The 13,067-nt window shown below is 65.0% G+C and carries 14 protein-coding genes; 12 read left to right on the plus strand and 2 right to left on the minus strand.

Annotated features, from left to right (window positions below):
* Positions 1-56: 56 nt before the first annotated feature.
* Entirely contained in the window at positions 57-383 is a 327-nt protein-coding gene (clpS, locus tag F791_RS0109895; RefSeq protein ID WP_018139417.1) for an ATP-dependent Clp protease adapter ClpS, read from the plus strand.
* A 5-nt stretch (positions 384-388) separates the two neighbouring features.
* Positions 389-2,656 (plus strand): ATP-dependent Clp protease ATP-binding subunit ClpA, encoded by a 2,268-nt coding sequence (gene clpA, locus F791_RS0109900; RefSeq protein ID WP_018139418.1) that lies wholly within the window; start codon positions 389-391, stop codon positions 2,654-2,656.
* Between the two features lie 109 nt (positions 2,657-2,765).
* Here clpA and infA read toward each other — a convergent pair whose 3' ends face one another.
* Positions 2,766-2,984, minus strand: coding sequence for a translation initiation factor IF-1 (gene infA / locus F791_RS0109905; protein ID WP_012982660.1), 219 nt, complete (start codon positions 2,982-2,984; stop codon positions 2,766-2,768).
* Positions 2,985-3,189: 205 nt separating this feature from the next.
* Between infA and fabD the strand changes: the two genes are divergently transcribed.
* From fabD to F791_RS0109955, 10 genes are all read left to right on the plus strand, one after another.
* Positions 3,190-4,134 (plus strand): ACP S-malonyltransferase, encoded by a 945-nt coding sequence (fabD, locus tag F791_RS0109910; protein WP_018994954.1) that lies wholly within the window; start codon positions 3,190-3,192, stop codon positions 4,132-4,134.
* A gap of 46 nt (positions 4,135-4,180) precedes the next feature.
* Positions 4,181-4,918 carry a 3-oxoacyl-ACP reductase FabG gene (gene fabG, locus F791_RS0109915; RefSeq protein WP_026333022.1) on the plus strand — a complete coding sequence of 246 codons (738 nt, stop codon included), beginning with the start codon at positions 4,181-4,183 and terminating at the stop codon, positions 4,916-4,918.
* Between the two features lie 130 nt (positions 4,919-5,048).
* Complete coding sequence (gene acpP, locus F791_RS0109920) at positions 5,049-5,288, plus strand: acyl carrier protein (protein WP_012982657.1); 240 nt, start codon at positions 5,049-5,051, stop codon at positions 5,286-5,288.
* 130 nt (positions 5,289-5,418) lie between these two features.
* Positions 5,419-6,639 carry a beta-ketoacyl-ACP synthase II gene (fabF, locus tag F791_RS0109925; RefSeq protein WP_018139421.1) on the plus strand — a complete coding sequence of 407 codons (1,221 nt, stop codon included), beginning with the start codon at positions 5,419-5,421 and terminating at the stop codon, positions 6,637-6,639.
* 9 nt (positions 6,640-6,648) lie between these two features.
* Positions 6,649-7,980 (plus strand): aminodeoxychorismate synthase component I, encoded by a 1,332-nt coding sequence (locus tag F791_RS0109930; RefSeq protein WP_019592511.1) that lies wholly within the window; start codon positions 6,649-6,651, stop codon positions 7,978-7,980.
* Positions 7,977-8,786, plus strand: a complete 810-nt coding sequence (pabC, locus tag F791_RS0109935) for an aminodeoxychorismate lyase (protein ID WP_019592512.1) — start codon at positions 7,977-7,979, stop codon at positions 8,784-8,786. Before F791_RS0109930 ends, pabC begins: the two co-directional genes overlap by 4 nt.
* Complete coding sequence (mltG, locus tag F791_RS0109940) at positions 8,773-9,810, plus strand: endolytic transglycosylase MltG (RefSeq protein WP_018174353.1); 1,038 nt, start codon at positions 8,773-8,775, stop codon at positions 9,808-9,810. Before pabC ends, mltG begins: the two co-directional genes overlap by 14 nt.
* Positions 9,807-10,466 carry a dTMP kinase gene (tmk, locus tag F791_RS0109945; RefSeq protein ID WP_018139425.1) on the plus strand — a complete coding sequence of 220 codons (660 nt, stop codon included), beginning with the start codon at positions 9,807-9,809 and terminating at the stop codon, positions 10,464-10,466. The genes mltG and tmk overlap by 4 nt, the downstream gene beginning before the upstream one ends.
* Positions 10,433-11,440 carry a hypothetical protein gene (locus F791_RS0109950; RefSeq protein WP_018139426.1) on the plus strand — a complete coding sequence of 336 codons (1,008 nt, stop codon included), beginning with the start codon at positions 10,433-10,435 and terminating at the stop codon, positions 11,438-11,440. Before tmk ends, F791_RS0109950 begins: the two co-directional genes overlap by 34 nt.
* Before the next feature lie 82 nt (positions 11,441-11,522).
* The gene (locus F791_RS0109955) at positions 11,523-11,861 is read left to right on the plus strand and encodes a PilZ domain-containing protein (protein WP_018139427.1); all 339 of its coding nucleotides are present in this window, start codon (positions 11,523-11,525) and stop codon (positions 11,859-11,861) included.
* Between the two features lie 21 nt (positions 11,862-11,882).
* Here the strand turns inward: F791_RS0109955 and F791_RS0109960 are convergent, their stop codons facing one another.
* Complete coding sequence (locus F791_RS0109960; RefSeq protein WP_018139428.1) at positions 11,883-13,001, minus strand: aminotransferase class V-fold PLP-dependent enzyme; 1,119 nt, start codon at positions 12,999-13,001, stop codon at positions 11,883-11,885.
* Between the last annotated feature and the right edge of the window lie 66 nt (positions 13,002-13,067).

The following is a 13,067-nucleotide window of genomic DNA, read 5'->3' on the forward strand; positions in this document are numbered from 1 at the left end:
TTTCCCTGGATGGCCGAACTGGCATGACTAAACCGCTGAAAGCGTGAGTTCGACCGATGAGTGAGAAAAAGCCCCAGATCCCCGATCACGACAGCAATACCGCGGTCGAAGAATCGAGGCCGGAGCTCAAGCCACCGCGGCAGTACAAGGTGGTACTGCTCAACGACGACTTCACGCCAATGGAGTTCGTGGTCGAGGTGCTGGAGACCTTCTTCAGTATGGATCGCGAAAAGGCCACCCAGGTGATGCTGCACGTGCATACACGCGGCAAGGGAGTATGCGGCATCTATACCCGGGACGTGGCCGAGACGAAGGTGGCACAGGTGAACGATTACGCCCGTAGCCACCAGCATCCACTGCTTTGCTCGATGGAGGAGGTCTGACTCCCATGCTCGACAAGGAACTCGAATTCAGCCTGAACATGGTCTTCAAGGAAGCGCGAGAGAAGCGCCACGAGTTCGTGACCGTGGAGCACCTCCTGATGGCGCTCGCGCAAAACCCCAGTGCCGCGACGGTGTTGCGCGCCTGTGGGGGCGACCTCGACCGCATCCGCGACGAGCTCGAGGTGTACATTGACGAGAACACCCCGCGCATCCCGCCGAATGACTCACGCGAGACGCAGCCGACCCTGGGGTTCCAGCGGGTCCTGCAAAGGGCGGTCTTTCATGTGCAGTCCAGTGGCCGCAAGGAGGTCTCCGGGGCAAACGTGCTGGTCGCGCTGTTCGGCGAACAGGACAGCCAGGCCCTCTACGTGCTCGGACAGCAAAACATCAGCCGCCTGGACGTGGTGAATTTCATCTCGCACGGCATCTCCAAGGTGGGCGAAGACGAGCTGGGGGCCCAGCAGAACCCGAACGACCCACAGCCGGAGCAGGTCGAGGGCGAGCGCGAGGAAAAGACCAATGCCCTGCAGCTGTACGCGACCAATCTCAACGCGAAGGCGCGCAAGGACGAGATCGACCCGCTGATCGGGCGGGACCACGAGATCGAGCGCACGATCCAGATCCTCTGCCGCCGACGCAAGAACAACCCACTGTTGGTGGGCGAGGCCGGTGTCGGCAAGACCGCGATCGCCGAGGGCCTGGCGCGCCGTATCGTCGACGAACAGGTGCCCGAGGCGATCGAATCCGCGACCGTCTATGCGCTCGATCTGGGCGCGCTGGTGGCGGGCACCAAGTACCGCGGTGACTTCGAGAAGCGCCTGAAGGGCGTGCTGGCGCAGCTGAAGAAGGAACCCGGCGCGGTGCTGTTCATCGACGAGATCCACACCATCATCGGTGCGGGTGCCGCCTCCGGCGGGGTGATGGACGCCTCCAACCTGATCAAGCCGATGCTCGCCTCGGGCGAGCTGAAGTGCATCGGCTCGACCACCTACCAGGAATATCGCGGCATTTTCGAGAAGGACCGCGCCCTGGCCCGTCGCTTCCAGAAAATCGAAGTGCCGGAGCCGACCGTGGACGAGACCGAGCAGATCCTGCGGGGGCTGAAGTCACGCTTCGAGGCACACCACAATGTCCGCTTCACGCGCCCGGCGCTGCGGGCCGCGGCGGAACTGGCGGATCGCTACATCACCGACCGGTTTCTGCCGGACAAGGCGATCGACCTGATCGACGAAGCCGGTGCCAGCCGGCAGCTACTGCCAATGAGTCAGCGCAAGAAGACCATCGGCGTGCAGGATATCGAGACGATCGTGGCCAAGATCGCGCGCATCCCGCCGAAATCGGTTTCCAGCTCCGACAAGGAGACGCTGCGCAACCTCGAACGCAACCTGAAGATGACCGTCTTCGGCCAGGACGAGGCGATCGGGACGCTCGCAACCTCGATCAAGATGGCGCGTTCGGGGCTTGGCGACATGGACAAGCCGATCGGTTCGTTCCTGTTCGCCGGGCCGACCGGGGTCGGGAAGACCGAAGTGACGCGTCAGCTGGCGCAGCAGCTGGGGATTCATCTGGCGCGCTTCGACATGTCCGAGTACATGGAGCGCCATACGGTCTCGCGCCTGATCGGGGCGCCGCCCGGATATGTCGGCTACGACGAGGGAGGGCTGCTGACCGATGCCATCCTCAAGCATCCGCACTCGGTGCTGTTGCTGGACGAGATCGAGAAGGCCCATCCGGATGTCTTCAATGTGCTGCTGCAGGTGATGGACCACGGCACGCTGACGGACGCCAATGGCCGCGAGGTGGACTTCCGCAACGTGATCCTGGTGATGACCACGAATGCCGGTGCGGAGCAGGCCAGCCGCCCGTCGGTGGGCTTTACCCAGCAGGATCACTCCAGCGATTCCACGGAGGCGATCAAGCGGACCTTCACGCCGGAGTTCCGCAACCGCCTGGATGCCACGATCCAGTTTGGTCCGCTGGACGAGGCGACCATCCTGAATGTCGTCGACAAGTTCCTGACGCAGTTGCAGGCCCAGCTGGACGAGAAGAAGGTGCACCTGACGGTGGAGCCGGATGCCCGTGCCTGGCTGGCCGAGCATGGCTACGACGTGAAGATGGGCGCGCGTCCGATGGCGCGTACGCTGCAGGAGCACATCAAGAAGCCGCTGGCCGACGAGTTGCTGTTCGGGCGCCTGGCGCAGGGGGGCGAGGTTGTGGTCCGGGTGGGCGAATCCGGGCTGGAGCTCGATATCCGCGAGCCGGCTGTCTCCTGAGCCAAACCCCGGCCTGCAGAAACCACGAAGCCCCGGTCCAGCCGGGGCTTCGTCATTCGGGGATCGACCCTTATGTCTTACGAGCGGCCCCGCAACCCCCGGGGCGGAACTACTTGTTGCGGTAGACGATACGGCCCTTGGTCAGGTCGTAGGGGGTCATCTGCACGATCACCTTGTCGCCACGCAGGATGCGGATGTAGTGCTTGCGCATCTTGCCGGAGATGTGGGCGGTGATGGTGTGCCCGTTTTCGAGCTCTACCCGGAACGTCGTATTCGGCAGGGTCTCTACTACCGTTCCTTCCAGCTCGATTTCGTCTTCCTTCGCCATGCAGTTCCTCGCGTATTGAATTCGGTGGCGACATTATCCGGATGCCACGCGCGAACACAAGTCAACACGGGGTTTTCGGCGTGGCAGGGCTCCGTGCCGGTCGCCGAGTGGCCGCCATTCGCGGAGGATGGCGAGCGTGTACATTGATCAGTGTTTCCCGTGGCCCTACACTACGCCCGCTTTTTACGCGCGAGATGAATAGCGAATGACCACTACCTGGGCCGCAGTCTTTCCGGGGCAGGGCTCCCAGTCCACCGGCATGCTCACCGATCTGGGCGACGACCACGCTGTCGTACGCGATACCTTCCAGGAGGCGTCGGACTGCCTCGATGCCGACCTCTGGAGCCTGTGCCAGCACGGTCCGGTCGAACAACTGAACCAGACAGAATGGACTCAGCCGGTCATGCTCGCTGCCGGCGTGGCCACCTGGCGGCTGCTGACGCAGCAGGCGGACGCGCGCCCCGCGGCTGTGGCCGGCCACAGCCTGGGCGAGTACAGCGCGCTGGTCGCGGCCGGCGTGCTGCGCTTCCCCGATGCCGTGCGGCTGGTGGCCGAACGTGCCCGCGCCATGCAGGCCGCCGTGCCCGAGGGCGAGGGCGCAATGGCTGCGATTCTCGGTCTCGACGATGCTGCGGTCGAGCAGCTCTGTGCGGACAACGCGAGCGGCGGGGTCCTGGAGGCCGTCAACCTGAATGCCCCCGGGCAGGTGGTGATCGCGGGGGCGGCCGCGGCGGTCGACCGAGCGGTCGGTGCGGCCAAGGACGCCGGGGCGAAACGGGCGCTCAAGCTGCCCGTATCCGTGCCGTCCCATTGCGCGCTGATGCGCCCGGCCGCCGAGCGTTTGCAGTCGGTTCTCGACTCGACGAGCTTTGCGGCCCCGCAAATCCCCGTTTGGCAGAATGTGACCGCGGCGCCCGCCGAGACGGCCGATGCGATCAAGGCCAATCTGGCCGCGCAGCTCTACCGGCCGGTCCGCTGGGTGGAGACCATACAGGGGCTTCGCGGCCAGGGTGTTGCGGTACAGGTAGAATGCGGACCGGGGCGCGTGCTGACCGGCCTGGCCAAGCGGATCGATCGCGGGCTGGAACTGTTCGATGTGGCCGATCGCGATACCCTGGATGCCACCGTGAACCGGCTGAGCGCCGGCTGACCCTCTACACTCGATTCCCAGTACGTCCAATTACAGAAGGCGAATGATGTCCGATAACAAACGAGTGGCCCTGGTGACCGGGGCCAGCCGCGGCATTGGCGCGGCCATTGCCCGTCGTCTGGCGGAGCAGGGCCTGCAGGTCGTGGGAACCGCGACCAGCGAATCCGGCGCCCAGCGCGTCAGCGAGGCGTTGTCCGAATGGAACGGGCGCGGTATCGCTATGGATGTCACGGACGCCGATTCGGTCGCGACCGGTCTGGCGGGTATCCAGGAGCAGGAAGGACCGGTGGAGGTGCTGGTGAACAATGCCGGCATTACCCGCGACAACCTGTTCATGCGGATGAAGGACGAGGAGTGGGATGCGATCATCAACACGAATCTGTCCTCCGCCGCCCGGCTGACGCAGCGCCTGCTGAAAGGCATGATGAAGCTGCGCCGCGGGCGGATCATTCTGATCGGCTCGGTGGTCGGTTCCGCCGGCAATGCCGGCCAGACGAACTACGCCGCGGCCAAGGCGGGGCTTGCGGGATTCGCCCGCTCGCTGGCGCGCGAGGTGGGCAGCCGGAACATCACCGTCAATACGGTCGCGCCGGGCTTCATCGATACCGATATGACCCGCGAACTCGGGGACGAGACCAAGGAACACCTGCTGGGCCAGATCCCGCTGGGGCGCCTGGGCGCGCCGGATGAGATCGCGGCTGCCGTGGGCTTTCTCGCCTCCGAGGAGGCGGGCTACATCACCGGCGAAACACTGCATGTGAACGGCGGGATGTTCATGCACTGATCAACCCGCGGGGCCCTCGGTCCCGCGCAGGCCCGAGAGGTTCGCGTCTCCCTGGAACGCAGCCGGGCTTTTCTCTAGAATGGCGAACCTTCAAACGAAGCCGCCTCAATTGGAAGGGGATTTCTGAACCATGAGTAGCATTGAAGAACGCGTCAAGAAGATCGTTGTCGAGCAGCTGGGCGTCAAGGAAGAGGACGTCACCAACAGTGCCGCCTTTGTCGACGACCTGGGTGCCGACTCGCTGGACACCGTGGAACTGGTGATGGCGCTCGAAGAAGAGTTCGAGACGGAAATCCCGGACGAGCAGGCGGAGAAGATCACCACCGTGCAGCAGGCGATCGACTACATCAACGAGCACATGAAGGACTGATTGGGCGCCCCCCTGGGCGCTCGAACAGGACGCGGACGGGCCTCTCTGCGAGCAGAGTGGCCCTTCGTCGTTTCGTTGAGCGCGTATTTCAGTCTTTCCGAGGAGAACATCATTGGCTAAGCGACGTGTCGTGATTACCGGACTGGGCATTGTGTCCCCGGTCGGCTCTACCATCGACAAGGCCTGGTCCAACATCAAGGCCGGCAAGAGCGGCATCTCTCCCATCGACGTGTTCGATGCATCGGAGATGCCGGTCAAGATTTCCGGAGCCGTGCGGGACTTCGACGCTAATGACTATGTTCCGACGAAAGACCAGAAGAAGATGGACACGTTCGTCCTCTACGGTCTGGCCGCCGGGATTCAGGCGCTGGACGACTCGGGTCTGGAAGTAACCGAGGAAAACGCGGACCGCATCGGGGTCGCGATTGGGTCCGGCATTGGGGGCCTGCCGTATATCGAACGGTCTTATGCCGCCTATCTCAAGGGCGGTGCTCGCAAGATCTCGCCGTTCTTCGTGCCCAGCGCCATCATCAACATGGTGGCGGGTAATCTCTCCATCATGCGCAACCTGCAGGGCCCGAACATCTCGATCGTGTCGGCCTGCGCGACCGCGACGCACAACATTGGCGATGCGGCTCGCATGATTGCCTATGGCGATGCGGATGCGATGGTGGCCGGCGGAGCCGAGATGGCCACGACGCCACTGGGGATCGGCGGCTTTGCGGCGGCGCGCGCGCTGTCGACCCGGAATGACGACCCCGAGCGGGCCTCGCGCCCCTGGGATCAGGATCGCGACGGCTTTGTGCTCAGCGACGGTGCCGGCGTGATGATGCTCGAGGAATACGAGCACGCCAAGGCGCGCGGGGCTCATATCTACTGCGAGGTCGCCGGTTTTGCCTGGAACGCTGACGCCTACCACATGACGCAGCCGTCTCAAGATGGCGCGGGGGCCGCCAAGTGCATGCTTCGCGCACTGAAAGATGCCGGCGTGAACCCGGAAGAGGTGGGCTACATCAACGCCCACGGTACTTCCACCCCCGCGGGCGACCTGGCCGAGACGCAGGGCCTGAAGAAGGCCTTTGGCGACCACGCCTACAAGTTGCTGGTGAATTCCACCAAATCGATGACCGGACACCTGCTGGGAGCGGCGGGTGGCATCGAGGGTGTGTTCACGGCACTGGCGCTTCGCGATCAGGTCTCTCCGCCGACAATCAACCTCGAAAACCCGAGTGAAGGCTGCGATCTGGATTATGTGGCCAACGAGGCGCGTGAGATGAACACGAAGGTGGGCCTGTCGAACTCCTTCGGTTTTGGGGGCACGAACGGCACCCTGGTGTTCCGCACCCTCTAGTCCGCCCATATGGCAGTCGAACGCCTGGGGCGCGGGATCGATCTGGCGCCCCTGGCCCGGCGCTTTCCGGAGCGCTATCCCCACCTGCTCGAGTCGGCCCTGATTGGTCAGGCGCCGGCTCGTTACTCCATCCTGTTCGCCTTTCCGGGTGTAACGGTCGATGCCCGAACGGATGACGATCTGTTGGCCGTGCTCGATCAGGACCTGAGCGGTTCAAGGGCCTCCTCTGAAATCGAGCCGGGTTATAACCATCTGCCTTTTCTCGGCGGCTGGTTTCTCTATTTTGGGTATGAATGGGCATGGCAGCTGGAACCAGCCCTGGGCCGCTGCCGCGCGGATCCCTGGCTGCCCACCGCCCGGGCCATCCGCTTTCCCGCCGCCATCATTGTGGATCACCACGACGATCAGACCTTTCTGGTGAGCGAGGAGGGACCCGACCCGCTCGCGGAGATGCGGGCCGATGTCGAGTTGTGCCGGGAGGATGTGCTGGTGCCAGGGGCCTTGCCGGAGCTCGTGATCGACGAGGAGAAGCCCGAGCGCTATCGCGAGGCGGTGAAGCAGGGACTTGAGTACATTCGAGCGGGCGATACCTTTCAGGTGAATCTGTCGCGCGAGTGGAAGGCCACCAGCCCAGAGGCACTCGATGGGGCTTCGTTGTACGCCCGCCTGCGGCGCGCAAATGCAGCACCGTTCGCCGCCTGGTTGCAGTTTCCCGAGGGTCAGGTGATCAGTTCATCGCCCGAGCGTCTGGTGTCTGTGGACGACGGCGAGGTCGAGACGCGGCCGATCGCCGGCACGCGCCGCCGGGATGACAATGCGGATAAAGACTCCATTCTTTTTAGTGAGCTAACGGGCAATATTAAGGAGCGATCTGAGCACGTGATGCTGGTCGACCTTGAACGCAACGATATCGGCCGGGTGGCCTCTGCCGGGAGCGTGCGGGTAGCCGAATTGATGACCGTCGAGAGTTACCGACGGGTCCATCACATCGTCTCGAGTATCGTGGGGCGGTTGAAGCCCGGGACGCGCGCGGGCGATGTGCTCCGAGCCGTGTTTCCGGGCGGGACGATTACCGGGTGTCCCAAGATACGGAGCATGCAGATCATTCAGGAGCTCGAGGATGGCGCGCCCCGGGGGGCGTACACCGGGTCCTGTGGCTATTTGAGCCGGCATGGGCGCATGGATACCAACATCTTGATCCGTACCCTGGTGCTGCGCGGCAACGAACTGCGCTTTCGTGCCGGCGCGGGCATCGTGGCGGACTCGGATCCCGACCGTGAACTCGCCGAGACCCGCCACAAGGCCCATGGTCTGCTGGATGCACTGGAGAAGGAGGCGTGATCCTCGTGAACGGCGTTGAGAGCTGTGTGCCGGGCGACGATCGGGGTCTGTTGCTGGGCGACGGTCTGTTCGAGACGATCATGATGGAGGGCGGCCAGCCACGCTTGTGGCCTTATCATGTCGCACGGCTTGAACGGGGACTGAAACGACTCGGCTTTCCGCGCGTTGACGCAGCGCTCCTTCGCGAGGAACTGCAGCAGGTGGCGCCAGAGGGGCAGCGTATGGCGCGCATTACTGTGACCAGGGGGCAGGGGCCCCGGGGTTACGCGCCACCCGAAAATGTGGAGATGACGAGGATTGTGTCCGCGGGTCCCGTGCTGCGTCAGTCTCGCGGTGCCGAACCGAAGCCACTGCGTATGGGCTGGTCGCGGGTCGCCATGGCGATTCAGCCCGCGCTGGCAGGGCTCAAGCACACGAGCCGCCTGGAGCAGGTGGTGATCCGGCAAAGCTGGGAGGCCGGTTGGGACGAGGCGGTCGTTTGCGATACGCAGGGGCGGCTGGTGAGCGCCACGCAAGGCAATCTCTGGTGGCGTCAGGGGATGGACCTGTTCACCCCCCCGGTGGACGAGGCGGGGATCGCGGGTACGCGCAGGGCCTGGATATTTGCCCATGCGGCTTCCTGTGGCTTCGCCGTGCACGAGCAGAGCGTGGAACCGCAGGCGCTGGATCAGGTGGACGGGCTTTATGTCAGCAATGCGCGCCTGGGATTACACCCAGCCCGCCTGATCGAAACGGACATGCCGGACACGGCGTGGCAGGATGACCCGGTTAGGGTTCTGAGTATGGCGCTCCATGAAGCGGATTAGTGGTCTGATCATCGGAATTGTGCTGGTCGGCGTGATGGCTGGAGGCTGGTGGTTTGCCGATCGCTATTACCAGGATCTCAACCAGCCACTGGCGCTCGACCAGACAGAGCGGTTCCAGCTTGAACGCGGGCAAGGACTGCGTCAGGTGAGCAAGGAGTTCGAGCGGCGCGGTTGGGTCGAGCAAGCCTGGATGATCGAGCTGTACGGGCGGCGCCAGGGACTGGCACCGCGGCTACAGGCGGGCGAATACGCGGTGGACGCGGGTGCGACCCCGCGCAGCCTGCTGCACGCCATGGCGCGTGGAGAGGTCGTCCAGCATCGATTGACCGTCCCGGAAGGCTGGACGATTGCTCAGGCCCTGCGCGCCTTGCGCCAGCATCCCGAGATCGAAGGACCAGCCGAATCCGTCGGGGTCGATAACCTGCTGGACGCGCTGGGCCTCGAAGAGCTGGAGCATCCCGAAGGCTGGTTCTTGCCGGACACCTACTTCTTTGGCTCGGGGACCGATGCCCTGGATGTGTTGCGGCGCGCGCACCGCGCGATGGATGCCACCTTGCACTCTGCCTGGGATTCCCGCATCGAGGACCACCCGGTCGAGTCACCGTACGAGCTCCTGATCCTGGCCTCGATCATCGAACGCGAGACGGGCCGCGGCGAGGAGCGTGATCGAGTCGCAGGCGTGTTCGTGAACCGGCTCCGCCGCGGGATGCTGCTGCAGACCGATCCGACGCTGCTCTATGTCCAGGAGCCCGGCGTGCAACGGCTCACCCGCGCCGAGCTCCAGCGCGATCACCCCTACAACACCTACACTCGCACCGGGCTGCCACCGACCCCCATCGCCTTGCCGGGACGAGCGGCGATCGAGGCCGCCGCGCAGCCGGCCGAGACGAACGACCTGTTCTTCGTCTCCAGGGGCGACGGCACGCACCACTTCTCCGAGACGTATCGCGAGCATCGCCAGGCCGTAATTCGCTATCAACTCGGCGGCGATGGCAGCCGCTACGGCATCCGGAACCGCCAATGACCACCGACGCATCCAGCAATGCACGCTTCGTGGTACTGGAAGGCATCGAAGGCTCGGGCAAATCCACGCAGCTCGCCACGGTGGTGGAGGCCCTGCGCGCCATGGGCATCGAGCCTGAATGCACGCGTGAGCCGGGGGGTACGGCGCTGGGCGAGCGGTTGCGGGGGTTGCTGCTCGATCCCGACCTTCCCGGTATGTGTCCGGAGGCGGAGCTGCTGTTGATGTTTGCCGCCCGTGCGCAACATCTCGCCTCGGTGATACGGCCTGCACTCGCGGCGGGCCGCTGGATAGTCAGTGATCGCTTTACCGACGCCAGTTTTGCCTATCAGGGTGCAGGGCGAGGACTGGGGATGGAGCGCGTGGCCCGGCTGGAAGAATGGGTGCAGGGCGATCTGCGGCCCGACCTGGTCCTGTTGCTGGATATCGATCCGGCCACCGGGCTGGAACGCGCCGTGCAGCGGGGTCGACGGGACCGCATCGAGCGCGAGGCGCTGGATTTCTTCGCACGGGTGCGTGAGGCCTACCTGGAGCGGGCCCGCGCCTACCCGGATCGCTACCGGATTATTGATGGGCATGCCGATCCTGAACAGGTGGCGGAACGGGTTCGTCAGGCGCTGCAAGAGTGGCGCACCAAGATCATGCCCCGGGGCGCCTGATGTCGACCCAGCCACCCTGGCTCGAACCCATCCGCCAGCGGCTCGTGCTGCGCGGGCGGGATGGATGGCTCCCCAGCGGGGTTCTGATCAGCGGGAGCCCCGGGGTGGGCAAGGCCCTGCTGACGACCAGCGTGGTCCAGAGCCTGCTGTGTCAGCGTGTGTCCAGTGATGAACCCGCCTGCGGCGAGTGCAACGCCTGTCGCAGCCTGGAGGGCGGCGTGCACCCGGAGGTACGGTTACTGGAGCCCGCCGAGCCCGGCAAGGATATCCTGGTCGATGCCGTACGCGACGCCACGGAATTCCTCACCCTGAGTGGCTCGGGCGGGGCGCTGCGCGCGCTGATTATCCGTCCGGCCGACGCACTGAACGTCAACGCAGCCAATGCCCTGCTCAAGACGCTGGAAGAACCTCCCGCCGGGGCCACGCTGTTTCTCGAGGCAGCGCGTCCGGCCAGTCTCCCCGCAACCATTCGGAGTCGTTGCCAGCAAGTCGATGTCGCCTGTCCCTCGATAGAACAGGTCCACGAGTGGCTTGCGGCTGAAACCGATCAGTATGAACGAGTCGCGGAGGCTTATGCTGCGAGCCTCAATCGTCCGCTCCTGGCGCGGGAGATCCTGACCGATTCCGCGGCGCTGGAGGCCTGGGAGACCGATCGACAGATCCTGACGGGGCTCCTGAGTGCGGCGGATCTGCATTCCACCGCTGCTGCCCTGCAGCGCAGCGTGCCGGAACGCCTGATCCCTCGCCTGCAGGCCTTGCTGTTGTCGGCGCAGCGCCTGCTACTTGTGGGGCAGCTGGATGCCTTTGGCGAGCAGTTCCCGCGTGAGCGGCTGCTGGACTTCGCACGCGCGCGGGGCGCGCGTCGTCTCGCATGGCTCGCGCAGCAGGCGTTGGAGTGGCAACGCCAGAGTGGCGCAAACCTGAATCCGGCGCTTCGCAGCGAGACCATCGCGCTTGCGCTGGGGCGACGCTGACAGCGAGGCCCCAAAGGGGGGTGGCGCGCGCCACGCGGGATAGGGGATACTCGCGAGTCCAGACACCGTCACGGGAGGGAACATGGCCGGGCAGGGCATGCTGACCTTGGCAATCAAGGAAAAACCGGCGCTGTACGCCGCGTACATGCCCTTCGTGACCAACGGCGGGCTGTTTATCCCCACGGACAAATCCTACAAGCTCGGGGACCAGGTCTTCCTGCTGTTGTCTCTGCTGGAGGATTCCGACCGCCTGCCGACCCCGTGCACGGTCGTGTGGATCACGCCGCCCAGGGCGCAGGGCAACCGCCTGCGCGGCATTGGCGTGCAGTTCAACAAGTCCGACAAGGGTGTGACGCACCGACGGATCGAGGAACACCTGGGCGGCATGCTCAATTCCGACCGCAAGACCCACACGTTCTGAGCATCCGATCCCTGCGGCCCGTCAGGCCGCGATCCCAAGCGCCTCTTTCACCTGATCCAGGGCACGCCCGATCTGCTGATCCGTCAGGTAGTAGTGGGGCGAGAAGCGGATGCCCCCGCCCCGTACCGCGCACAGGACTCCACCGGCCTGAAGCCGCGCATAGACGGCGTCGAGATCCGCCGCAGGGGGCCGGAAAGTCAGGATCCCCGCGCGGCGGCCACGCGGCGTAAGCACCTCGCACCCCATCGCCTCCAGCTCCTCGGCCAGGTGGTGCCAGTGGAAGCAGATGTCGTGGTCGATGTTCTCGATCCCGACCTCTAGGAGCAGCGAGAGGCTGGCATGCAGCGCATGGATGCCCAGCATGTTGTGGCTGCCCGGTTCGAAACGGCGTGCCGACGGGGCCGGGGTCAGGCTCGGATTCGCGAAGTCGCCGGCGTGCGCCAGCATGTTCCACCCGTACTCCTGCAACCGGAGCTGGTCGCGAACCTCCGGATTGACGTAGAAGATCCCGATCCCCTCCGGTGCCAGCATCCACTTGTGGCCATCCGCCATCACAAAGTCCGCGTGGCAACCCGGGGCGTCGAAGGGCAGCGCCCCCAAGTGCTGGATCGCGTCGACACAGAACAGGATCCCGCGGGCGCGCAGCTCTGCCCCGAGTGCCTGGATATCCACGCGGATGCCCGAGTCATAGCGCACCGCGCTGGTCGCGACCAGCCGTGTCCGGCGATCGCAGGCAGCCAGCAGGTCGCGTTCGGGTTCATCACCCACCTTGACCTCGCGTACCTCAATGCCAAACCGCTCACCCGCCGCGTGCCAGACGACCCGGTTGGACGGGAACTCCCCAGCGGGAAAGACAATGTTCTCCCCCTCCGACCACGGCAGGCCGAAGGCCACCATCGACAGCGCTTCCGAGGTGTTCTTGACGAAGGCGATATCCGCCGCGTCGCGGGCCCCGATCAGGGCGCGTGCCAGCTCGCGCGTCGCATCCACCTGCTTGAGCCATCGGCCATAGTCCTTCGAGCCCTGGCGTACGTTCTCGCGCGCGAACTCGCAAACGGCCTCTTCCGTACGCCTCGGCCAGGCGCCGACCGCCGCGTGGTTCAGATGGATGATGTCCTGCTGCGGAAATTCGGGATGCATGGGATCCTCCTGGCCGGCAGAAAAGGGTACCTCAGAAGAGGGGGCCGGCTGAATCCCGGGGCGCAT

Source organism: Thioalkalivibrio sp. ALRh (genome assembly GCF_000381425.1).
GTDB lineage: Bacteria > Pseudomonadota > Gammaproteobacteria > Ectothiorhodospirales > Ectothiorhodospiraceae > Thioalkalivibrio.